Here is a 23864-nt window from a genome sequence, read left to right as displayed (position 1 = left end):
AACGTTGTTCTATCCTAAAAATATGGTGTGGTACTATTATTCTAAACTGAGACGAGAGCAGCTTTGATGCGACGGATGCCAGCGCTACTAGATTCTTCTTTGGTGATTTTGAAGCGTTTGCCACCTTCAGCTAATTGGCCAGTGTGATTAACATGCGGGCCGCCACAGATTTCGAGGCTGGCGATATGATCACCCTCGCCCATTTGGTAGACTTTGACTTCGTCACCGTAACGCTCGCCGAAGGGGCCGATGGCACCCATGTCGAGCGCAACACGCGTCGGGTACATTTTGTAACTAACCGGTAGATCCTCGGCAATCCAGCCGTTCACTAATTCCTCGGCCCTAGCGATATCCTCGGCCGACATTTTACCGTCGTGGTTAAAGTCAAAACGCAGACGATCGGCAGTGATATTGCTACCATGCTGACGCAGCTCTGGGCCATATAGTTCGCGTAATGCCGACTGTAATAGATGAGTCGCGGTATGATATTTCAGGTGGATATCATCGTGTCCCTCGAGGCCGCCTTTGAACGTGCCTTTGGCAGCGGTTTGGCTGCGCGTGCGTTGCTCGACCATTTTGGCATCAAATTGCTCGCGCCAGTCATCTGGCACACGAATCTCTTGTTTGAACGCTTCTTCTATAGATAATTCAACCGGAAAACCGTACGTATCGTACAGAGTAAATAGAGCTTGACCAGTGATTTGCTTGTCTCTGTTCTGTACGCCCAACATTACACCAGGCGCCGAGGTCGGCGTAACTCGTCCGCGAGTACCATCGACCGTTTCGGCTAGTCGTGGTAACATCTGGATACCCTTGCGCAGTGTCTGACGAAAAGCCTTTTCTTCCTTCACTAGCACAGCAATAATGGTCTCGCGCTGTTCCTTGACTTCTGGGAAATCATTAATGTAGAGATCGGCGATGACTGGCACGACTCCCTCGAGAAAATTCTGTTCGATACCGAGGTCGAAGCTATAGCGAATGGCACGGCGTAGCAAACGGCGCATGACGTAGCCTTGCTCTTTGTTACTCGGTACGCAGCCGTCAACCGCCAAAAAAGTTGCGGCACGCAGGTGGTCGGCAATAACACGCATGCTTTCGGTATGAGATTCGTATTTCTTACCGCTGAGGGTTTCGAGCTTCTCGATAATTGGCCAGATCAAGCTAATTTTGAACACGTCAGGACTGTCGATAGCCGCCGCCGCAATACGTTCGAGACCGGAGCCGTGATCAACGTTCTTTTGTTCCAGCTCCTCGAACTTACCCTCCGCAACTTTTTTATAGGCCATAAAAACGTTGTTGCCGATTTCCATGAAACGGCCGCAGTCGCAGTTCGGATGGCAATGTTCGCCAAATTCTGGGTTGTGTATAGTACCGAAATCGTAAAACATTTCGCTGTCTGGCCCGCACGGATCACCGATAGGTGTGGTTTCCGGCGAACCGTTGCGACTCCACCAGTTTTTGCTACCGTCGTAATAAAAGATCCGCTCACCGTCCTTCATGCCACGTGCATAGCCGGCTTCTTCTGAGCCGATATCCGCCTGACCAGCCGATAACTCTTTGCTTTCGTATAGTTTCGCCCAAACCTCAGCGGCTTCGGTGTCTCTGGGTATACCGTAACGTTCGTCACCGATATAGCACGTCACATAGACACGACTCATATCGAGTCCGACAACGTCGGATAAAAACTCAAACATCCAGGCAATCTGCTCGGCCTTGAAATAATCACCGAAGCTCCAGTTGCCCAGCATCTCAAAAAACGTCGTATGGCGATTATCGCCGACATCCTCGATATCTTGCGCACGCAAACAAGTCTGCGAATCAACAATTCGCTTGCCTTTCGGGTGCGGTTCGCCGAGCAAATACGGAATAATCGGCTGCATACCGCTACCGGTAAATAATGTCGTCGGATCACCCTGTAACACCAATGGCGCGCGCGAAATGACAGCGTGCTGTTTGTCAGCGAAAAATTTGATGTAGGAATTACGAATATCTTGAGCATTCATATCTGGTAATTATACCAGAATAACCTGGAAAGAGAAACTAACCGCGCACAATACCACCACCCAGCACCATGTCGCCGTCATAAAAAACGATCGACTGTCCGGCCGCGATGGCTCGTTCTGGTTTGGCAATTTTTACCGTATTAGCGTCGATCAATTCAGCATCGACCAGTGGTGCGCGATGTCGCACTCGAATCTGATAGGTTTTGCCAATGTCTGGCTGGTGATTGATCCAGTGGATGTCGGTTAGGGCGATTTCATGAATCCAAAAATGGCTGTCGTTAAGGTTGGTGCTGACGTAGACTTCGTTTTTATCCATATCTTTGCCGACAACATAGTACGGTAAGCCTCCACCGATATTGAGGCCGTGGCGCTGACCGAAAGTGTAGAAAATCGCCCCATCGTGTTGACCGAGAACCTTGCCAGTTTCTCGCTCGATAATCGAACCGGGCTCTGTCTCAACAAATTGAGATAAGAACTCGCGGATACCGACTGACCCCACAAAACAAATGCCCTGGCTATCGCGTTTGGCGGCCGTCGTCAATTGAAGCTTTTCTGCAGCAGCCCGAACTTCAGCTTTGCTAGCAAAATCCCCGATCGGAAATAACGTTTTTTGCAGTGCCGATTCACTAACTCTGTACAAAAAATACGTCTGATCTTTATTTTTATCTTTTGCCTGCAGGAGACGAGTGCTCCGCACGAGCTTTAGGGGGTGGGGCGAAAGTTCTGAATTCATTTCAGAACCGAGCGGATGGGTGAGCCCCTCCTGAACATGAGCCCTAGCATAGTGTCCAGTCGCGATCATATCTGCACCGTCAGCCAACGCCGCATCGAGGAATAGCTTGAACTTGACCTCTTGATTACACATAATATCCGGATTAGGCGTGCGACCGAGCGAATACTCGCGGATCATATAATCGACCACCAGATGTTTATATTCGTCCTGGAAATCGAAAACTTTGAATGGGATATTGAGTCGAACCGCCACGCGTTTGGCATCAGCTAGGTCTTCTGCCCAGGGACATTGCATTCCAGGTAGATCTCTCGTCCAGTTTTTCATATAAACGCCCGTAACATCGTAACCTTGCTCTACCAAAAGCGCCGCCGCCAGCGACGAGTCAACGCCGCCACTCATACCGACGTAAACTTTCATACCACACCCCGTACCACGAGAACACTAATGCCGATTAGCTCGCTAAACGCGCGCCACCAACCAGTCGGTTTTAGGTACCACAAGTCCCACGTATGGTCCTCAGCTGGTTTCGTTCGAAAATCTATATGTGGAGCCGCTCGCTTGAACTCCCAGAGAGCTCGACGCTCATGGTAAGGACTGGTTGTAATAATCGCAGTTTTGATATTGTATTTAGCTAATAAAATTCTCGTCTTTTCGGCATTTTCTTTGGTCGTATTAGATTCTCCTTCGATCAAAATTGCCGACTCTGGAACATGATCCTTTATTGCTATTTGTTTCATCACCGCAGCATTAGACGGCGAATTCGGATCAGCCGCAGCTCCGCTAAAGATTATCAGTTTAGCCCAACCTTTTTTGTATAAATCGATAGCCGATTTCGCGCGAGCTGCCGTATCGCCGCCGCTCACGGCTATGATAGCATCTGCCGCCGCGCAACGATCAACGCCGCTAGGTACAGAATCACACTGCGCCAGGTCATTAGGACTCAGGAAACTCGAAATCGCCATAATAAATAGAACGAAAACTAACACTCCACCGATAACCCATTTAAGCATGTATCGCTCCGAATTTTAATTGAGCGCGGATAGTTTCGGCTAGGATCGGTTTTAGTTCGGCTATTTCAGACTCGGTCGTCAGTCGCCCCATGCTAATTCGCAAACTGCCGTCGGCCACCTCGGGCGCTAAACTAATCGCCGTCAGCACATGACTGCGCGTACCTTTGTTGGCAGCACAAGCCGATCCGGTCGCGACCATCACACCAGCCTGATCCAGTGCAAAAACTGCTCGCTCGCCATCGAGCTCTGGAATCGAAAAATTTAATATATTAGGCAATCGATGTTTTTTATGACCGTTAATAACCGCGTCCTCGAACTCATTCATAATAAAGTTTTCTAGATCATCGCGCAGCTCCAATAATCTGATTGTCTCAGCTTTTCGCTTTTTCTCGGCTAGTTCCAGGGCGCGTGCAAAACCAATCGCTCCGGCCACATTTTCCGTACCAGACCGTAATCCCATCTCCTGACCTCCGCCATAAACAAGTGGTTTGAGCTGGATACCAGCCTTCACGTATAGCAGCCCAACTTGTTTCGGACCATAGCATTTGCCAGCGTTCAGAGTCATCAGATCAACGCCGAGACGTGCGGTATTGATATCCAAATAGCCTGCCGCTTGACTAGCATCAGTATGTAACAATAATGATCTATTATTGCCAGTAGACTTGCGACGTTCCCGAATACGAGCGACTATACTCGCAATTTCTTTGATTGATTGGACTGTGCCAATCTCACTATTAGCGTAGCCGATCGAGATCAGTTCAATCTCGTCAGTAATAGATGATTCCAGTAAGCTGAGATTGATCCGACCTTTGGCATCGACCGGAATAATTACGCCGTTTCTAGCCTTTGCCAGCGACAATACAGCCGCATGCTCAATTTCAGTTGTCAAAATTTTGCCACTCACTCCATTCAAGGCCAAATTGATCGACTCTGTTGCGCCCGCCGTTATAACTACCTCAGCAGGTCTAGCGCCAATAATCTGCGCTAGGCTATGACGTGCCGCCTCGTAATCGGCTCTGACCTGCTGTGCAGCAAGGTAACTGGCGCTAGGATTGAAGAACTGGTCCGTAAAATACGGCTCCTGAGCCTTCAGAACACGTGGATCCAGCGGCGTTGCCGCAGCATAGTCGAGATATATCACCTGTCTATTATATACCAAATAGCCTTTCCGCTGCGGCAGTAGTTTTCGAGGCGACTTCGTCAAATTCAGATTTATGCAAATCGGCTAAAAACTCAGCGATTTCCTTTACGAAGGATGGCTGATTCGGCTGACCGCGATGTGGAGCGGGAGATAGAAATGGAGCATCGGTTTCTAAAACCATTCGATCGAGCGGAATAGACTGATACATTTTGTGCTGACCTGGATCTTTGTTAAACGTCGCGATACCATTCACCCCGATCATAAAATCCCGGTTCAAGGCTTGCTCTAGATTCTGAATACTGTCAGTAAAACTATGGACCACCCCGCGCGCCCGCCCAGCGAAATTATCAATTATCGGCCAAAAATCGTCAAACGCTTCGCGGACGTGAAAGCTAATCGGCAAATCATATTTCAACGCCAGTTCAAGCTGTTGATTAAGCATTTCGATTTGTGTCTCGCGCGGACTGTGGTTATAAAAGTAATCGAGACCGATCTCGCCAACCCCAACGACCTTTGGTTTGATTAGGAGACTCTCTAGTCCGTCGATACCAAATTTAGCTTCGTGCGGATGAACACCTAGTATCGACCAAACATTGTCATGCGTCGCTGCAAACTCAACCGCCGCCAGTGAGCTTTTCATGTCGGTGCCAACTACCAAAATTTTATCAACACCACTAGCTCGCGCTACATCGAGGACAGCCTCTCGGTCGAGCGGATAGTTGTCTTCATGAATATGACAATGCGTATCAATCAGCATTATTTTCGACTCGGCTCTTCGGAATGTAAATACTTTTTAGGAAACAGAATTGGAATATTGTCGGGTATAGTATCACCACCAAAAATTTCATTAATTTTGGTGGAAGTCTCAGGTAGAAACGGCAATAGTTCTCTGGCGATCGCTCGGATATCAGACACTAGTTTCGACATAACAACAGCTAGTTGTTCAGTTTCGCCCATTTTAGCCAATTGCCACGGCTTTTGGTCATCAACAAACTTGTTGGCTTGTTGGATCTGTAGCCAAACATTATCGATCGCGGCAGCCAGTTGCAAATTGTCTAGATTCTCAGAAGTAGTATGTGTCGAGTCAGCATTTGTAATACCCGAAAGGTCGCCATTCATATATTTTTTTGCCATATTAGCTACACGGCTAACCAGGTTGCCGAGGTCGTTCGCTAGTTCGCCGTTATAGGCTGACTCGAATTTTTCCCAGGTGAAATCGCCGTCTTCGAATGTCGGAATGTGACGTGCAAAATAATAGCGAAAAGCATCTACGCCATACTCGTCGATAATCTCTAGCGGGCTCACAACGTTACCGATACTTTTGCTCATCTTTGCGCCGCCAACGTTGACGAAGCCATGAATCATCAATTTGCTCGGTAGTTCTAATCCTAAACCGAGTAGCATCGCTGGCCAAATAATGGCATGAAACCGCGCGATATCTTTGCCGACAATCTCAATATCAGCTGGCCAAAAATCCTGATATTCATCGTTTTCAGGATAGCCGATAACCGTTAGGTAATTCGACAAAGCATCAATCCAAACATACATGACTTGAGATTCATCACCCGGCACCGGAATACCCCACTCTAGCTTGTCAACTGGGCGACTAATTGAAACGTCCTTGGCGCCATCTTTGACCAGATCGAGCAGCTCACGACCACGAAATTCTGGCACAACTGCCGTTTTGATAAAGTCCCGAATCTGACCGGTATATTTTGACACCGCCAAATAATAGTTATCTTCGCTCAGTTTTTCGAGCGGTTTCTGATGATCATCGCAGATGAAATTCATAGCGCGAGCTTCGTTGTCTGGGATAAATCTCTCGCAGCCAACGCAGTACCAGCCCTCGTAAGTATTTTTATAAATCAATCCCGCCGCGTCTAGCCGTCGCCAAATATCCTGAACCCTCCTGACATGCTGTTCGTCAGTCGTCCTAACATTTCGAATATGCGAAAAATCAAGATTTAGTTTCTGGCGCATCGTTTCAAAATGTGGCTGTAACTCGTCAACAAATTCCTGCGGAGTTTGTCCATTATCCGCAGCTTTTTTGGCAACCTTTGTGCCATGTTCGTCAGTCCCAACTGATAATAACGCATCGTTACCCTGCATAGTTTGGTGACGTAATAAAATATCACCGTAGAGATAATCCATAGCAGTACCAATGTGCGGTTTGGCATTGGCATAGGGGATGGCGGTCGTTATATAAAACTTTTTCACTCTGATATTATACTGTTTTTCGCTAAATTCTGCCAGTCGGCGAGCGACAAATCCTGAGCGCGGAGATTTGGGTCGATATTGGATTTCGCTAACAACTCCTCGGCGGCAGGTTTCGACACGCCTAAGCCACCGGCAATGCTGGAGCGTAATTTCTTGCGGCGAGCCGAAAAACCTGCCTTTACCGCTCGAAAGAACGCTCGCTCGTCAAATTCCGCAAACCTAGGTTTTGATAAAGTTTTCAGAATCACAACTTGTGAATCCACTTTGGGCGGCGGCGTAAAGAACGCAGCGGGTACAGCATCGCCCAAACTAACCTCGGCGTAGACTTGCGCGCTCACGGCTAAGATCGACATGTCGCCAGGTTCAGCCGCCAAACGCTCGGCAACTTCTTTTTGTACGAGCAACACCGCGACAGCCGGCTTGTTGCCGGCAGTCAATAATTTCTGGACGATTTTAGCGGTAATGTAATAGGGGATGTTGGCCACGACTTTGTAGCCCATCGGCAACTGGTTTAGATCGAACTGCAAAAAATCTTCGTTCAAGACCGTGAGGTTTGAAATTTGTTTTTTAGTCAGATCCTGAGCCAGATGACGATCAAACTCGACTGCAATCACCGATTTCGCCTGTTCACATAAAACATTTGTCAGGGTACCCAGTCCTGGACCAATCTCTAGCACAACGTCCTGATTCGATATGTGCGCCGGCTCGGCGATCCGAGATAAAATCGTCGGATCGGTTAGCCAATGTTGACCGAGAGATTTGTTGGTAATGTCGAGTCTAGATGCCATTTCGGTTGCTCCAATCTGTTGCGATATCATATTGTTCCGGGCTGTTGACAGCAAAACCGCCAGTGTCATACACTTTGCCACGACCGACGCTGGTATCGACCTCGCTACACCGCGGATATCGACTCAGATTAGCCGCAACAATCACGTAGCCATCACGGTCGACCTTGACACCATCCGATCGAACTTCGTAATAACCTTTTTGACCGCAAGCTTGCATCGCGCCGCTCATCGGCAAGTCATAATACGTTTCCTTGCGCGTGATCGATCCAACTTGGTAAATCTGCGCGCCGCGACTAGCGCTCAGTGCTGGGACGTTTAGGTCAGATTTCATGCCGACGATTTCAACTTGCTCGATCGGAGCGACGTTAACGATCTGGCTAATGATTGATCGGCTAATTTCCTGACCGTCTTTGATTTCAATCTGATAAATGACCGTTCTCTGTCCGTTCTGGCCAGTAGTTTGGGTTTCGCGGTAGCCGTATTTTAGCGCTTGATCCTTGATAACTTTGGTTGTGTAGTTGATTTGCTCGGTAGTGGTGATCGTTTGGATACCATCGCGCCAGATGCGAATCGTCATTTGATCAGTAATTGGATCATCCTGATCAACATTAATACTATCACCATCAGCCATCACGATAGCTTTTTCCTTTAGAAATTCACCGACTGTTTGAGCCAGTGTCCGAATCGTCATCGTTTGACCATAAAGTTCGAGGTTGACCGTCCTAGCCCGCGCGATCTGCATAGTCAAGCTAGCACCACCAGCTGACAGTATGTCGTCACCGGGAGCGATCGAAGCGGTGTCTTCGGCATATATGGTCACACCGGCGGCTTTGGCGATGTCAGTCACCGACTGTGTCGCCGTAACAATTTTGACCTCACGCTGTCCATCGACCACTATGATGGGGCGAGCGCGATGTATCACTACGATCTGTGAGGCATTTTCGATTTTGTTATCTACAGATGGAGCAATCGAATCGTAATCACCGACAGATATCTCGGCATCCTTTAACGCGTCTGAGATGGTTGATGATCTGGTTATAACGGTTTTTTCCACACCGTCATCATAAATAGTTACGACACGCTCCGATCCAGTAGCCTGATCTCCATTAATGAAACTAGAAATCATCGCGCTGACGCCAGCAATCGTTACGATCAATGCGCTGACGATCATTAGCCAGTGAGTAAAATTTGATGGGGTATGTCTTGACTTATCCACGATTTGTTATTCTATTATAACAAATTTATGGGTTAATTACCACCAGTGCTTCTGGATCCAGAAATCATAGGCTTTGGCCCAAGATCCGTAGCGTCCGACGGCATACCCATTACACCATTTGAGCTGCGTGATCGGGTTTGTCGCCCAGTCGCTACCAGCTGAAGCCATTTTGCTACCGGGCAAAGCTTGACATAACCCGTAGGCACCAGAACCAGAGTAGTTTGATTTTGTGACGCCCCAGCCTGATTCATGCGATATGATGTATTCCACGTAGCCATAATCTGACTCGGCGATTCCAGCTGCCGCCATCCAGTCAGTGTGTGATCCAGGTGGTAGCTCAACTTTGGTACCAATCACCTCGACCTGCTGTACGACGCCAACATTTATAACTTCGCTAATTTTGGTTCGATTCACCTCTTGATTGTCGCGCATTTCAACCTGGTAAATAACTGTTTTTTCGCCGTCTTGGCCCTGAGTTTGCACCTGGCGATAGCCAAGTTTCATAGTTGGATCACGCACAGTTTTCGTATCAAAAGGAATTGTCTCAGTCGTGGTAATCGTCTGGATGCCATTGCGCCAAATCTGCAGCTCCATTTGATTCGTAATCGGCGTCGTGTCGGCTACATTCATGCCGTCATCTTTGCCTAGTCTGATATTCTTTTCCTCTAGAAAGTCAGCGACGGTTTTGCTCTGGGTACGAATCTGCATATCCTGACCATAGAGACGCAAATTGATCACTTTGGCGCGCGTAATCTTTAGGATCAGGCCAGCACCACCCGATGCCAATATGTCATCGACTGGCTCTAGACTAGTTTGATCCTCAGCATACATTTTGAGACCAGCGGCAGCGGTAATTTCTGCGCTAGTTTGGGCAGCGGTAATAACGCGAATATCCCTCGTCCCATCCCGCACCACAATCGTCCGAGCACGACGGATTGTAATCACGTTCGAGCCATTAACTATTTCACTATCACGTCCAGGATCCACCGAATCATATTGACTAAGCGTGATATCGGCGTCGTTCAAGGCTTCGGACACCGTACTGGCTGGTGAAATAATCGTCTTTTCGCGTGCCTCATCGTAAATCGTTATGACGTGATTGTTGCGATTAATGGTAGCATCTGCAAAAACATTGCGATTTACTATCACCACGACAGCTACTATCAACATTAAAAGTAAAAAGCCCAGTCCAGCTCGATAATAGTATGCGTGGTGGACTCTAGGAGAGAAAGTGCCGTTGATTATACCCACAATTAACTATTTTATTATAGCAAAAAGGTCGCCCATCAGCAAATAGTGGCTGCACGTTTAATTATATTTTTTCCAGAGGCGCAAATGCTACGTTGAGCTTTTTCGGTTGACCGGTGCCAAAATTGACTGTGACGATACTACCTTCGATATCAATGACTGTGCCAACACCAAAAATTTTGTGTTTGACCTCATCGCCAACGGCGACTTCAATCTCGTCTGGTATAAAGGCTGGTTCGTCATCGACATACGGATTGCTCGTGCCACTGTTATAGCCTTCAATACCTCCCGCCCGAGCTGTAAATTGATCATCAATATCAGACAGGAACCGCGATGGCTGATTATATTGGCGCGAACCATAGAGCAATCGACTACTCGCGAAAGTCAGGAGCAGTTCCGAGCGTGCCCTCGTCATACCGACGTAACAAAGTCGACGTTCCTCCTCCATGGCCGATGGATCAAATTCGGCGCGAGACCCCGGAAAAATGCCCTCCTCCATACCAACCATAAAGACCACTGGGAATTCCAGTCCTTTCGCCGCGTGCAGCGTCATGAGCGTGACCGCCTGATCGCTCGTTGCGTCGGCGCTACTGACCAGGGCGACTTCCTCCAGGAAACCAGCCAGCCCTAACTCGGCATACGTTTTGGCAACGCCGACCAGTTCCGCCACGTTTTCTAGACGCGACTCGGCAGACGGGCTACCGTCATTCAAATAATCGTCATAGTCAAACGTCTCAATCGCTCGAGACAGCAAAACATCGGGCTGTGCTGTTTCGGACAAGGCCGTCAAATCTCGTAACCGATTACCTAATTTCAAAAAAGCAGCTTTGGCTCGCGGCGTCAGCCCATCGCAACCTTCCACATTTAATAACCCATCCACGATCGATAAACCGCGCGCCGTCTGCCAAGCCAAAAATCTCTGGACCGACACATCGCCGAGGCCCCGCTTTGGTACATTGACGATTCGCTCGAAACTAGCCCTGTCAAACGGTTGGTAGATCAACCGCGCATAGGCTAGTAGGTCTTTGACCTCGGCGCGATCATAAAATCTAGTGCCACCCACAATTTTATAATTCAACCCAAATCGTAAAAAGATTTCCTCGATGATACGCGACTGTGCGTTCGTCCGATAAAGCACGGCAAAGTCATCAGCCGACCGTTCGCCAACTCGGAGATCCATGGCAATTTTTTGCGCAATAACTTCGGCTTCGTGCGTTTCGCTACTAGTAGCTACAATTTCAACCGGCGCTCCACCCTTTTGCGCCGTCCAAAGCTGTTTGTCGGTGCGCTGGGAATTCTTAACTATCACATTGTGAGCCGCATTCAAAATTGCAGCCGTACTGCGATAATTTTGTTCTAATTTAATGATCTTGGCACCAGGAAAATCACGCTCAAAGTTCAATATATTGGTAAAATCCGCGCCGCGCCAGCTATAGATCGACTGCCAGTCGTCGCCGACCGCACAAATATTCTGATCCTTGCCGGTTAACAATCGAATAATCTGATACTGAGATTTGTTGGTATCCTGATACTCATCAATCAAAACGTATTTGAAACGAGCGACTAATTGGTCGCGCACGGCCGAAACCTTGTGCAACAACCTAACCGTCTCGAGCAACAAATCATCAAAATCTAATGATTTGGTATCACGACGCAATTTTTCGTAACGCGGATACACCTCGGCGGCTATTTGCTGCAACGGCATGCGAGCGATTTTGTAATATTCGTCGGGCGGCAGCATGTCGTTCTTTGCGGTCGAAATCAAACTAGCAATCGTTCTGGGGTTGAACTGTTTATCGACAATGTTTAGTTCACGCATCACAGTTTTAACTAACGATAGCCGATCGGTTTCGTCTAAAATGACAAAGTTGCGGGGCAGGCCGTTTTGCTCGCCATAATACCGCAAAATTCGCACTGCAATCGAGTGAAATGTCCCCATCCATGGCATAAAAGATCGATTTTCCGACGCTACGCCAAGCAAACTAGCCAGTCGCTCTCGCATCTCGCCAGCCGCTTTGTTAGTGAACGTTACGGCTAAAATTTCACCAGTCGAAGCTTTGTTTTGATCAATCAAATAGGCTATCCGATGTGTCAAAGTTTTGGTTTTGCCAGACCCAGCGCCAGCTAAAATTAATAAGGGGCCTTTGTCATGTTCCACGGCCGCCAACTGGTGCGGATTTAGGCCTTTTAAAATGTCTATGTCTGGTTTATTCACCCGACTATTGTATCACGCAGCATCGCAACTAACCCAGCCAGCCCGACAGATAGACTAGAGCGCCCACGGCAGCGCCAACTAAAATTAGTAACAAATAAATAACTATCCAAGCCCAAGCTGGAATATGTTTTTTAGGTTTCGCGTTCACAGTAGCACCATCATGACTGGCATAAGCATACGGGGAGCTGGGCCGAGCAATGTTATTATCACTGCTAGGTTTATATTGCGGCTGAATCATAGTATTTTCGAGCGCCGCTCGGGTATCTAGCGACTGGCTATTCGATACTTCGACAACTCTTGATTGAGCCATTTCTGATTCAGGTTCAGACTCTAACTCAGGCTCGTTTACAGCTGCGGGTTCAGCTGGCACTTCGGCCGGTAGCTCCGGTTCCATCGTGCCCTTTCCGCCATCATCAGCCGGCAATTCTAGCTCACTCAGTTCATCTAGCCCACGTTGTAACCATTCTGGTAAAGTGTCTGGCTCAGCGGCTCCAAGCGGGCGTTTATCCACTTTAACGCCAGGCAAAAATGGTGAATTAAGTGGCTCGCTCGTCTCCTCTGTTTGATCAGATTCTGCTGTTGGATTCGTATCGACAGCTTTAGGCTCGGTCGAATCAGTTGACTCGGTAAAGGCAACTGGCTCGAAAATGCTATCCGACTCTTCGGCTGATTCCGCCGCGACATTCGTTTGTCGATCTGATGCATAGTTAGCTTTGTCTGACACCTGCACATCGGAAGAAGGATGAACCATGTCCATGAAACGCCCACGGAATGGTCGGACGCTGCGTTCTGGGGATTGATCGTTATCGCTCATTTAATCCTTTTTATCGGCTCGCTCCTCGCGAGCACATTCGTTAGCAATCGATACCATACCGGCAAATTCTGGCGCCACCAAACTGGCGCCACCAACCAGCAATCCGTCAACGTTATCAATCGACATGATAGCTTTTGCATTGTTGAGCTTGACGCTGCCACCATAGAGGATTGGAACCGAGGTGGCGGCTTTCTTGCCAAACATGTGACCTATCTGCGCTCGAATAAGGCTCATGGCTTGTTCGATGTCTACAGCTTCAGCAGTATTACCGTTGCCAATCGCCCAAACTGGTTCATACGCCACGATCACCTCACTAATCTGATCGCTATCAACATTCAACAGGCCGCTCACAACCTGATCGCTCAAAACGTGTTTGGTGGCACCTTCTTCGCGTTCAAACTGTGTTTCGCCAACACAAAGCACCGGCCGCAGACCATTGCGGAGAGCTGCCTGAACCTTGAAACGAATCTCGCGATCATCTTCACCAAAAATGTTTCGGCGCTCCGAGTGCCCGACTAGAATAAATTGAGCTAAACCACGTAGCTGATTGGCAGAGACCTCACCAGTAAATGCACCGTCATCGCGCCAATAACAATCTTGGGCACCGAGCTTCAATTGACGATGATTGACCTGGAGCGACAATGGCTGTAAAGCCAGAAACGAGGGGCAAATAACTGTTTCCACCTCACGATGAACTGGCACGTCTTGTGCTAGTTTAGCAACATACAACGAAGACTCGTGAACATTTAGATTCATCTTCCAATTGCCGATAATATACTTTTTCATGGCCCTCCCTAATTATTGATTATTGTAGCACAAGCGGATACAAATCGCAAAGATTATCGTACTAAAATAAAGCTGTTTTTGCCCTTTTTGACGAGGCTAGTTTCTCGAACCGTTTGGTCAGCGTCGATTTTTTGGCCATTGACCGACACGGCGCCCTGTTTAATCAGGCGAAGCGCCTCGCCATTGCTGGAGGCAACCTGGCTCGACACCAACACAGCAACAATTGACTGATCGATTCCGACTACTGGAATTTCATGCGCCAAAATATCGAGCTTATCAGTGTCGCCTAGCAGCTCATAAATGTTAGAATCACCGCCGCCAAACAGCGTTGTTGTGATATCGACGATGCGATCGGTTGTCTCCACACCGTGCACCAGTTTGGTAACTTCGTAGGCTAATTTCTTTTGTGCCATGCGCACACTTGGATTGGCAAAATGCTCTTCGGCCAGAGTATTAATTTCCTCGGGTGTCATGAAAGTATAGATCTTTATGTAATCAATCACACCATCATCATCAGCATTGAGCCAGAACTGATAGAACTGATATGGGCTCGTTCTCTCCGAGGCGAGCCAAACCGCACCGCCTTCGCTCTTGCCAAATTTTTTGCCCGTTGATTTATTAATAACGAGCGGCATGCCGAACACATCGGCCCGAGCACCCTCTAATTTTCGAATCATCTGCATACCGCTGACCGAGTTACCGAACTGATCAACTGCACAGAGCTGTAGCGTCGCGCCGTGTTCGCGATATAGGTGCAAAAAGTCATAACCCTGGATCAGAGAATAGGAAAATTCGGCATAATTAATACCTTTGCCACCCTCGCCGATACGACTCTGCACAAAATCCCGATCCAGTAGCTGTGTCATTGAAAAATGCCAACCGACATCACGCAGGAAATCGATATAATTAATGTTTTTAAACCAGTCGTAGTTATTGACGACCCGGATATCCTCGCCAGCAAAAATAATCTTGAACTGATTCTCAATGGCCGCCACGTTGTGCTCGATAGTGTCGAGAGAGAGTTTAGCCCTCGTTTCGTCTTTGCCATCCGGATCGCCACCAGCCATGCCAGTTGCACCGCCAGCCAGTAAGATAGCCTTGTGGCCAGCTCTGACGAACCGTAGCGCCAAAATCATTGCGGCTAGATTACCGATCTGCATACTATCAGCACTCGGGTCAACTCCGAGGTAAAAAGTAATCCCTGGTTGATCAATTTGCTTTAGATCCTCGTAGGTCGTCTGACCTACGAAGCCACGCCAAGCTAGTTCTTCGCTAAATGTCATACTGTTATTGTACAATTTTAGCTCTGTTTTCGCAAATCTTGTCCGGCTCGCCACGCGCAGTAATACCACGACAACAACACCGCATGGATAATTTCTGGCATTAAACGATTTTTAACGCGGCGTGCCAGTTTGGTTGTCCAGCTAGTACGTAAAAATTCATCGTAGAGGCCCATTTTGTAAATCTTGTTCACTGAACGCTGGTATAGTGGTACTATGCCGCCAACTTTGCGTACTTTTTGACGATCATGGCGAGTTAACACAACATCCGGAAAACGACGTGGTGCAGCAATAGTCGCCACGCCGAATTCAAAGAATCCATGCGCCGTCAATAATCCATTCGGCTTCCAATACTCCCAGTTATTGACTAGTTTTTCGCGCATATTTTTGCCCGGCATAATGACTTTTTTAGCCAGACTAGTTCGCGTCGTTAGATCCTCGCCACGCAGCTCTTCTAGTTTTTCCTCGTACGGATAATGATGCGCTGGCGTCAAACCATCGGTGATCGCGTGCGCTAACCACGCTGCCTCGAACGCCGCACGTTCTCGGTTATTTTCCACGAGCGCCGCAATTAAATTGTTTTCGTGACCCTGAATCAGATCCAAAATCTGTCGATCATCCGGATCAGTTGGATCGATATAATGCCACGGCTCATCCTTTGCGGGAGATTTCTTCTTGATACCGTCTGGACCGTTGAGACCTTCAAAATTCACGATTTCCCGAGACTTTGGAAAATGGATTCCGGACGGGATATAACGTTGTAAACGGCGACGAGCCACGCGATCAATCTTTTGATGCGTACCCATTAATTTTCCGCTGCCACGCCTGATGGTTGTTCCTGAATACATAATTAATTGAGAGTAGTTAGCCGTTGGTATTTATTGACTTCGTGAGCTAACGCTTCATATTGTAGCAGAATATCTGGATTTTTAGCAGTCATTGCTGCAAAGCGTGTGGCTGCCGTCGCGGCCCGCGCAATCATTTTCGTATCTCCTAGATTGGCGATCTTTAGATTCAATTGACCATGCTGTGCCGTGCCGTAAATCTCGCCTGCACCGCGTAGCTGCAAATCGATTTCCGACAAATAAAATCCGTCATTGCTACGCTCTAACTCTCGCAACCGTCTCGTCGGCGCACTGCTATCTGACTGCACCAAATAGCAATGCGACTGCCACTGCCCACGACCGACCCGCCCGCGCAGCTGGTGCAATTGGCTGAGTCCAAACTGATCGGCATTTTCTATGACAATGATAGTTGAGTTAGGCACGTCAACACCGACCTCGACCACCGTTGTAGCGACAAGGATATCTATTTCATGAGCCAGGAATCGTCGCATGACTGCGTCTTTTGATTCACCGTTCATTTTGCCGTGCAGGATCTCTACCCGATAACCTTTGAAATCCGTCATGACTTTTTTGGCCAAGCTAGTGACTGATTGCTGATCGGTCAAACTCGAATCCTCGACGAGTGGCGCTATGAAATAGGCTTGCCTACCAGATTCTAGCTCGGCACGAATCTTATCGTTCATTTGAGCCCGACTATTCGGCGAAACTATCTCGGTCGTAATCGGTTTGCGACCTTTTGGCAATTGATTAATGATTGATATATCGAGGTCGCCAAACAGCGTCAGTTGCAATGAGCGCGGAATCGGTGTTGCGGTCATCGATAGGAGATGTGGCATCGTATGATGATCGGAACCTTTTGCCAATAGCTCCTGGCGCTGCTTGACACCGAAACGATGCTGTTCGTCAATAACCGCAAAGCCAAGTTTATGAAAAATAACATTCGGCTGGAATAATGCATGCGTACCAACCAGGATATCGACTGAGCCTTCGGCAACCCGAGCTAGCAATTCTGTTCTGGCCTTGCCTTTAACCGAACCCGTCAGCAGGGCAACCGATAGCCCATGCGGGGACAATAATGTAGTGAGAGTTTCGGCATGTTGAGTTGCTAGAATCTCCGTCGGTGCCATAAATGCTGTCTGAAAACCAGCTAGGCTAGCTTGATATACTGCCGCACCAGCCACGACAGTTTTACCAGACCCAACATCGCCCTGGAGCAGGCGATTCATCGGCACCCCTGCCTCAAAATTCTGCAAAATGTCCCACAATGCTCTCTTTTGCGCGGCTGTTAAATCGAATGGTAAACTCGTCACAAATTGTTTAATCTTTAGCTGATTAAACGTAATTTTGTAGCCGTCTAGTTTGCTATTTTCAGCCTTGTTTAGCTTAGCAGCTAGGATCAAACCAAATAGCTCCTCGAACTCTAGCCTCTCGCGAGCCGAGGCGATTGCTCCGGGCGACTCGGGAAAGTGTATCCCAGTCAAAGCCTCGGAGCGACTAGCTAAACGTTCGCTAGTTACTATTTCCGGCGGCAACGTTTCCGGTAGCATCATGATGAGCGGCCGGAGTTCAGATAAAATCTTTCTAAATAATGTCGTTTTGATACCTCGCGGTTGCGAATAGACCGGTAACACTCTACCGGTTTGAACAGGAAGGTCTTTGACTAGTTCAACTGATGGCGCAGTCAGCTGATACCGCCCGCGCTGCAAGCCAAACTCACCGCTGACATAAAATTCGCCGGCGCCTGATAACTGTTTTTCGCGGTATGGTTGGTTGAACCACACCGCCTGAACCTTGCCGGTAGTATCAGTTAGAACTGCCGTCGTCACCCGCATACCACGTCGCACAAACTTTGTCTGGACTGATTCGCAGCGAACTTTGATGGTCACTTTGCCAGGCCTGAGATCCGCAATTGAGACAACTTCTGAAAAGTCTTCGTGTCGCCGAGGCAAAAAATTCAACAGGTCATCGACGGTAACGAGCCCAGCCGCCTCTAGCTGCTCTGCTGTTTTCGGTCCAACACCACGAATAGCTGATAATTTCGTCGCCAGATTCATAGCTACTATTCTAGCACTGATCGCCCTAGTATTGACAAATACCTCATATTAATATAAAATTAACTATTAGCAAGACTAGCTATGTATCACTACGCCCGCTTGCCGCATTTTGACAAGACAAGCAAGTATGCCAGCTAGGTTACAACTACCCCGAGGAGGGTTCATGTCCGATTCAACCACCACCAAGTCGATCCGAGGCATCGGCCTGTATCTGAATGACGAGGGCAATCTGGTCGCTTCCGCCAGTGGTGCGGACAGCCTCAAGCTGACCGCGCACTTGACGGCACAGGTCACCGCCGGTCGGTACTACCGGCATGCAACGGCCGACATCACCAAGCTCGGTGATGACACCTACCAGGTCACGTTCCGACTGACGCCCAAGACGAGCCTCGAACAATTCGAGAAGTTCGTCCTCAGCACCGTGGCACTGTGGTACGGCGCCAACCGCATGTCGCTCGACTGAAGAAGAGGAATACATGAGTGTCAGCTACTCCCAGTATGAGTACAAGGCCGATGACAACGGGCGATTTTTGCTCGTCACAGTCGTCGGTCCGAAGGCCGAGGAATGCGGTGGGCACCTGTTCGAGGTACTGTCCGGGGAGTCGCTCAGCGTGCTCGACGACAACACAGCAAGGGTCGTACTGCGGCCTTCGGCCGGAACTAACCTCCACGCTCTGGAGGCCGTCGCATTCAACGAGGTGGCTCGCTGGAGCGCAGCGAACACCTGAACAGCCGACCAGCCAGGCTGGGCGAGACAAACGGAGACCATCGTCGGTTTCCTAGAACATCTCACCCAGCCTCGGCTTCGGCCGCTTCTCCTCCCCCTAGCTATACCTATAACGACGTTGAGCTTTCGCTCCGTCACGACTGTCATGCTTGCTTGTCTACAGATCTACTGACCTTATTTCGGCAACAGTGCCGCGATACCAGGCAAGGTATCACCAGACATCAATTCGAGACTAGCGCCACCGCCCGTTGAGACATGGGTAAATGAGCCACCTTTTAGAGCATCCCAGCTACGGACAAAATCAGCTGTATCGCCGCCACCGATAATACTCACGATGTGAGGGTGCGTGGCGAGTGCTAGCGCTAAACGAGCCGAGCCATGCGCGAAATTTGCCCGCTCAGCCACGCCAAGTGTTCCATTCCAAATCACTGTACCTGATTCGACTGCTGCGAGACTGATTCGGTCAATGGTTTTTGCGCCTATATCAAGAATCTTCATGTCGCCATGTACAGCATCAACAGGCATCTCTAGCCTAGGTTCATTTTCATCACCATGTTCCGCCACTGCTACATCAATTGGCAAAATAAATCGTTGATGAAATTCAGCCCCAAACTTACTATGCGCAGCATCTAGAATATCTTTTACTACATTGTCGACATCCGGCTCGACCAAACTATCAGCCACGTTATAACCGAGATATTTCAAAAAATTGCTCGCCATAGCACCGCCCACGACAATGGTATCAGCAATCTCGACGAATTTTTTAACGAGCGGGATCTTGTCGCTAATTTTCGCGCCACCCAAAACTGCAGTCAAGGGGCGATTCGGATCCTTGATGGCTTTCTCGATTTCCAGATATTCCCTTTCGAGCAACAGCCCAGAAACACTCGGCAAAAACTCCGTAATCGCAGCGGTCGAAGCATGCGCCCGATGCACGACACCAAAGCCATCCTGAACGAACAAGCTCGCATGCGAACTCTTCGCTAGATCTGCGGCAAAAGTACGATCGTTGGTCTCTTCCTCAGCATGAAAGCGGAGGTTTTCGAGTAACACTACGTCGCCAGCTGCCATGTTTTTCGTCGCAACGCTCGCCACATCACCGACACAATCAGACACAAATTTAACTGGTCGATCTAATTGATGAGACAAATTAGCGGCTACCGACTCCAGACTGAACTCCGGTTTTACCTGACCATCCGGACGACCTAGATGCGACATCAAAACTAACCTGGCACCCCGTTTCAACAGATAGCGAATCGTCGGCAGACTCGCGGTAATACGAAAATCATCAGCTATCGAGCCATCTTTGCCGAGTGGCACATTATAGTCAACACGCATCAGGATTTGTTTGCCCTGAACATCGACGTCACGCACCGTTTTATAAGGAAATGTTATTCCCACCTATACCTTTCCGAATTATATGTTTATTGTATCAGTTTATGGTAATTTTAGCTATTTATTGAGCACCTAAAACCTGTAGCTGTATCGTGTTAGCGATTGATGACTGAGCAGTCTCTGGCGAACGCCTAACAACAATAATGGTTGCAGGGTCTTTACCAAAGAATCCTTCGTCAAATAATCTCTGCGCCACCGCGACACCCTCGCCAGCTTGGCCATAAAAACCATGCGTCGCATAGAGTAATGAGGTCTGGTTAGCGACACGATCACTCGGAGCAACTGCCAAAATCGGACATTTTGGACGATGAATAGCGATATTTCTAGCCATTTTGCCAGACGAAGTCTCAACAACGATCGCGTCAGCCTCGGTTCGCTGGGCCATCATAACTGCCGATTCAGCGATTGAATCACGATACACGTCACTACCTTCGCGAACATACAGTGGATTGACCGGTAGATGTTCCTGGGCGTAGAGAATCGTCTTCTTCATAGCCTGGACTGCCTCGATTGGGTAATGACCCATAGCAGTTTCCTCTGATAACATGACGACATCAGCACCCTCGATCGCAGCCGTCGCAACATCGCTCACCTCGGCACGGGTTGGCTCTGGATTATCCACCATGCTAGCCATCATCTGGGTCGCAACAATACTGAGCTTGCAGTGTTTTTGGCACAAGGCAATAATCTTGCGCTGGACAACCGGAACAACCTCTAGACCGGCTTCGGTCGATAGATCACCGCGAGCCACCATAACGCCATCAGATTTCTTTACGATGTCTTCTAGATTATCTGGATCAGCACCCATTTTAGTCTCGAGTTTCGTAATCAACGGACGATCGATACCACGATCAGCCATTATTTGACGGATATAATCGAGATCAGAGGCTTTGTGGATAAAGCTCACTGCTAGGTAATCAAAATCTTTGTCAGCACCCCATTCGAGGTCGGCAATGTCTTTTTCGGTTAAAATCTGACCCTGATCGAAATTGGTATCGGGCAAATTAATAGATTTTCGGCTAATCACGTAGCCGCTATTTTCAGCTCTGACCCAGACCGTTGCACCTTCGATGCGTTCAACAATGGTTTTGATTCTACCATCAAACAAATAAATCCTCTCGCCAGGTTTGGCGCCTTGGCTCAGATCGAACTGTGAAGGCAGATTATTGCCGCCGTCATGTTCGATACCATAGGTCAAACCGATTTCATCACCAGCCTCGATATCAAATTGCATATCGTCCTTTAATTGACCGATGCGAATCTTTGGCCCTTGCAAATCCTGCAGAATCGCGACGTGCTTGCCAACTTTGGCAGAATATTCACGAATCCATTGGAACTGCATATTGCGCTCTTCGGGGTTGCCGTGGCTAAAGTTCATACGGCAGCCATTGACACCGGCATCGATCAGAGCTGCGATTTTTTCCTGGCTATCAACAGCCGGCCCAATGGTAGCCAAGATCTTGGTATTTTTCATAGTTAGTTTGTTTGACATGAGAGCCTTTCCTTAAAAAATAAATTTTTCTATAAACTCTGGTGATCTCACGGGGAATCGAACCCCGATTGCCAGGATGAAAACCTGGTGTCCTAACCGTTAGACGATGAGACCGCGGAGAGTCCGTCCGATATTATACCATACACTCGGTTTGTGGTAAAATAGTTTTATGGGAAAAACGTCAAAGAAACGTAACAAAAAGTATTCGGGCGCCGCAAAGACCGATAATACGGTCAGAGTCCACAAAGTTGAAGCTGTCGTTCGCAGTGATTTTGGCCAATGGATCCATGATCATAAAAAGTTTTTGCGAACTGTTTCAATCACGACATTGATCGTTGCGGCGGTCTTGTTCCTCGTCATTCAAGGCATCATCGCTATAACTAAATAATTAGATCTGGTATACTAATGGGCATGAGCACTATAACAAGGATTGCCATTGTCGAAGACGATTTGATGATAGCCCAAATGTACCGCATGAAACTCGAGTCCGAAGGGTTCGACGTTAACGTCGCAGCCAACGGCAAGGACGGCGTTCCTATGGTCGCAGCCCACCAGCCTGACATTATTCTATTAGACATTCAACTGCCCGAAATGGACGGCGCTACTGCCCTGCGCAATATTAGGGCATTACCAGGTGGACAAGATATTCCGGTTATTATCCTAACGAATATAGGCCAACAAGAAGCCCCGCGTGAACTGGATGCCCTAGGTGTTGAACACTATATCGTCAAAGCCGACCTGACGCCACGCCAAGTCGTCGAGCAAATCAAAAACATCCTCGGGATTGCCCCAACTGCCGATTAGTCTTTGACCGTCGATCTAGCCGCACGAATTACATTATCAAATAGTGCCGTGATGGTGAGCGGCCCAACGCCGCCCTTTTCGGGCGTAATCGTAATATCTGACCTGTCGCGCAACTCAGGATCGACGTCACCGACAATTTTCCCCTGTTCGGAGGCGGTGCCAGCGTCTATGACGACCGCGCCTGTTTTGACATCATCACTTTTGATTAAACCAGGCACACCAGTTGCCGCCACGATCACATCAGCGTCCTTGATTTGTTCCGGATCGTTGCTACTAGAATCGAGTACTGTAACTGCTAAATTACTATTACGCCACATGCGCGCCAGCGGCGCTCCAACGAGACGACCGTTGCCAACAATGACAATGTTTTTACCGCGTAATTCTACATTATACCCAGCCAGCAACCAATTGATCGCCATCGGCGTCGCTGGATCTAGGATCGCACCCGCGCCCAGACCATCGACATCTTTGGCTGGATCGACCGCATCAACGATCTGACTCGTTTCCTCTGGGTTTTCTAGTGGTAATTGAATAATGATGCCATGCACTGTGTCGTCTTGGTTGAGCCGCGCCACTAACGCTATCGCCTCGGACTGAGGGATTTTATGCACATCGACATCAATCAAAATATCCGCGCCGTAGGCCTTTTTCAGTCGAACATAGGTATCAATCACGGGATTATCGATCGTTTGAATAATGGCTAGTTTAGGACGAACATGGTCATGCTGAATCAACCCGCGCACCTGGTGGGCTTGACGCTCCTTTATGAAATCAGCTAAATCACGGCCATTTAATATCTTTGTCATTGGGGAAATACCTATCTGAAATAATTTCTGGTACACCCGGCAGGATTCGAACCTGCGACCACTTGGTTCGAAGCCAAGTACTCTAATCCGCTGAGCTACGGGTGCGCAACATATCTATTGTAACAGATTGATCCGACAGCGCAACAGAGATTGAAATTACACCCAGTCTAGTGTATAATCTAGGCTGGTTACGGGCCTATAGCTCAGTTGGTTAGAGCACGAGCCTCTTAAGCTTGGTGTCCCGGGTTCAAGTCCCGGTGGGCCCTCCAAAATCTGAATTAAATAGAAAA

The 23864-nt window shown here is 48.5% G+C and carries 22 protein-coding genes and 3 tRNA genes; 5 read left to right on the top strand and 20 right to left on the bottom strand.

Annotated features, from left to right (window positions below):
• Positions 1 to 41 precede the first annotated feature (41 nt).
• The 15 genes from IPL44_02190 to recG form a co-directional block, all read right to left on the bottom strand.
• Positions 42 to 2003, bottom strand: coding sequence for an alanine--tRNA ligase (locus tag IPL44_02190; protein QQS17108.1), 1962 nt, complete (start codon positions 2001 to 2003; stop codon positions 42 to 44).
• A 37-nt stretch (positions 2004 to 2040) separates the two neighbouring features.
• The gene (gene mnmA, locus IPL44_02185) at positions 2041 to 3153 is read right to left on the bottom strand and encodes a tRNA 2-thiouridine(34) synthase MnmA (protein ID QQS17107.1); all 1113 of its coding nucleotides are present in this window, start codon (positions 3151 to 3153) and stop codon (positions 2041 to 2043) included.
• Positions 3150 to 3746 carry a YdcF family protein gene (locus IPL44_02180; GenBank protein QQS17106.1) on the bottom strand — a complete coding sequence of 199 codons (597 nt, stop codon included), beginning with the start codon at positions 3744 to 3746 and terminating at the stop codon, positions 3150 to 3152. Before IPL44_02180 ends, mnmA begins: the two co-directional genes overlap by 4 nt.
• On the bottom strand, positions 3739 to 4887 hold the full coding sequence (locus IPL44_02175; GenBank protein ID QQS17105.1) for a cysteine desulfurase: 1149 nt from the start codon (positions 4885 to 4887) through the stop codon (positions 3739 to 3741). Before IPL44_02175 ends, IPL44_02180 begins: the two co-directional genes overlap by 8 nt.
• A gap of 7 nt (positions 4888 to 4894) precedes the next feature.
• The gene (locus IPL44_02170) at positions 4895 to 5644 is read right to left on the bottom strand and encodes a TatD family hydrolase (GenBank protein ID QQS17104.1); all 750 of its coding nucleotides are present in this window, start codon (positions 5642 to 5644) and stop codon (positions 4895 to 4897) included.
• Positions 5644 to 7104 carry a methionine--tRNA ligase gene (locus IPL44_02165; GenBank protein QQS17103.1) on the bottom strand — a complete coding sequence of 487 codons (1461 nt, stop codon included), beginning with the start codon at positions 7102 to 7104 and terminating at the stop codon, positions 5644 to 5646. The genes IPL44_02170 and IPL44_02165 overlap by 1 nt, the downstream gene beginning before the upstream one ends.
• Positions 7101 to 7874, bottom strand: a complete 774-nt coding sequence (gene rsmA / locus IPL44_02160) for a ribosomal RNA small subunit methyltransferase A (protein ID QQS17806.1) — start codon at positions 7872 to 7874, stop codon at positions 7101 to 7103. The genes IPL44_02165 and rsmA overlap by 4 nt, the downstream gene beginning before the upstream one ends.
• Positions 7875 to 7881: 7 nt before the next feature.
• Positions 7882 to 9108 carry a DUF348 domain-containing protein gene (locus IPL44_02155; protein QQS17102.1) on the bottom strand — a complete coding sequence of 409 codons (1227 nt, stop codon included), beginning with the start codon at positions 9106 to 9108 and terminating at the stop codon, positions 7882 to 7884.
• 36 nt (positions 9109 to 9144) lie between these two features.
• Positions 9145 to 10278: a DUF348 domain-containing protein gene (locus IPL44_02150; protein ID QQS17101.1), complete on the bottom strand. Its 1134-nt coding sequence runs from the start codon at positions 10276 to 10278 to the stop codon at positions 9145 to 9147.
• 142 nt (positions 10279 to 10420) lie between these two features.
• On the bottom strand, positions 10421 to 12550 hold the full coding sequence (locus tag IPL44_02145; protein QQS17805.1) for a UvrD-helicase domain-containing protein: 2130 nt from the start codon (positions 12548 to 12550) through the stop codon (positions 10421 to 10423).
• 49 nt (positions 12551 to 12599) lie between these two features.
• The gene (locus tag IPL44_02140; protein QQS17100.1) at positions 12600 to 13385 is read right to left on the bottom strand and encodes a hypothetical protein; all 786 of its coding nucleotides are present in this window, start codon (positions 13383 to 13385) and stop codon (positions 12600 to 12602) included.
• Entirely contained in the window at positions 13386 to 14171 is a 786-nt protein-coding gene (locus tag IPL44_02135) for a triose-phosphate isomerase (protein QQS17099.1), read from the bottom strand.
• A 53-nt stretch (positions 14172 to 14224) separates the two neighbouring features.
• The gene (locus IPL44_02130; protein ID QQS17098.1) at positions 14225 to 15454 is read right to left on the bottom strand and encodes a tyrosine--tRNA ligase; all 1230 of its coding nucleotides are present in this window, start codon (positions 15452 to 15454) and stop codon (positions 14225 to 14227) included.
• Positions 15455 to 15471: 17 nt separating this feature from the next.
• The gene (locus IPL44_02125) at positions 15472 to 16257 is read right to left on the bottom strand and encodes a hypothetical protein (GenBank protein QQS17097.1); all 786 of its coding nucleotides are present in this window, start codon (positions 16255 to 16257) and stop codon (positions 15472 to 15474) included.
• 44 nt (positions 16258 to 16301) lie between these two features.
• Positions 16302 to 18350 carry an ATP-dependent DNA helicase RecG gene (recG, locus tag IPL44_02120; GenBank protein ID QQS17096.1) on the bottom strand — a complete coding sequence of 683 codons (2049 nt, stop codon included), beginning with the start codon at positions 18348 to 18350 and terminating at the stop codon, positions 16302 to 16304.
• A gap of 163 nt (positions 18351 to 18513) precedes the next feature.
• On the opposite strand from recG, the gene IPL44_02115 reads away from it, so the two are divergent.
• Together IPL44_02115 and IPL44_02110 are read left to right on the top strand one after the other, a co-directional pair.
• On the top strand, positions 18514 to 18813 hold the full coding sequence (locus tag IPL44_02115; GenBank protein ID QQS17095.1) for a hypothetical protein: 300 nt from the start codon (positions 18514 to 18516) through the stop codon (positions 18811 to 18813).
• A 13-nt stretch (positions 18814 to 18826) separates the two neighbouring features.
• Positions 18827 to 19078, top strand: coding sequence for a hypothetical protein (locus IPL44_02110; protein ID QQS17094.1), 252 nt, complete (start codon positions 18827 to 18829; stop codon positions 19076 to 19078).
• Positions 19079 to 19251: 173 nt separating this feature from the next.
• Here the strand turns inward: IPL44_02110 and IPL44_02105 are convergent, their stop codons facing one another.
• The 3 genes from IPL44_02105 to IPL44_02095 all read right to left on the bottom strand — a co-directional run bounded on the left by IPL44_02105 (position 19252) and on the right by IPL44_02095 (position 22078).
• Entirely contained in the window at positions 19252 to 20415 is a 1164-nt protein-coding gene (locus tag IPL44_02105; GenBank protein QQS17804.1) for a phosphoglycerate kinase, read from the bottom strand.
• A gap of 118 nt (positions 20416 to 20533) precedes the next feature.
• Complete coding sequence (gene pyk, locus IPL44_02100) at positions 20534 to 21964, bottom strand: pyruvate kinase (GenBank protein QQS17093.1); 1431 nt, start codon at positions 21962 to 21964, stop codon at positions 20534 to 20536.
• A 39-nt stretch (positions 21965 to 22003) separates the two neighbouring features.
• A tRNA-Glu gene (locus tag IPL44_02095) sits at positions 22004 to 22078 on the bottom strand.
• Between the two features lie 55 nt (positions 22079 to 22133).
• Between IPL44_02095 and IPL44_02090 the strand changes: the two genes are divergently transcribed.
• Positions 22134 to 22352: a hypothetical protein gene (locus tag IPL44_02090; protein QQS17092.1), complete on the top strand. Its 219-nt coding sequence runs from the start codon at positions 22134 to 22136 to the stop codon at positions 22350 to 22352.
• 23 nt (positions 22353 to 22375) lie between these two features.
• Positions 22376 to 22768, top strand: coding sequence for a response regulator (locus IPL44_02085; protein ID QQS17091.1), 393 nt, complete (start codon positions 22376 to 22378; stop codon positions 22766 to 22768).
• Here IPL44_02085 and IPL44_02080 read toward each other — a convergent pair.
• Entirely contained in the window at positions 22765 to 23574 is an 810-nt protein-coding gene (locus IPL44_02080) for a bifunctional 5,10-methylenetetrahydrofolate dehydrogenase/5,10-methenyltetrahydrofolate cyclohydrolase (protein QQS17090.1), read from the bottom strand. The genes IPL44_02085 and IPL44_02080 overlap by 4 nt on opposite strands.
• A gap of 28 nt (positions 23575 to 23602) precedes the next feature.
• Positions 23603 to 23679, bottom strand: a tRNA-Arg gene (locus tag IPL44_02075).
• Between the two features lie 87 nt (positions 23680 to 23766).
• On the opposite strand from IPL44_02075, the gene IPL44_02070 reads away from it, so the two are divergent.
• A tRNA-Lys gene (locus IPL44_02070) sits at positions 23767 to 23843 on the top strand.
• The last annotated feature ends 21 nt before the right edge of the window (positions 23844 to 23864 follow it).

The organism is Candidatus Saccharibacteria bacterium (assembly GCA_016699895.1).
Taxonomy (GTDB): Bacteria; Patescibacteriota; Saccharimonadia; order Saccharimonadales; family Saccharimonadaceae.
This window is presented reverse-complemented; position numbering and strand designations above follow the sequence as displayed.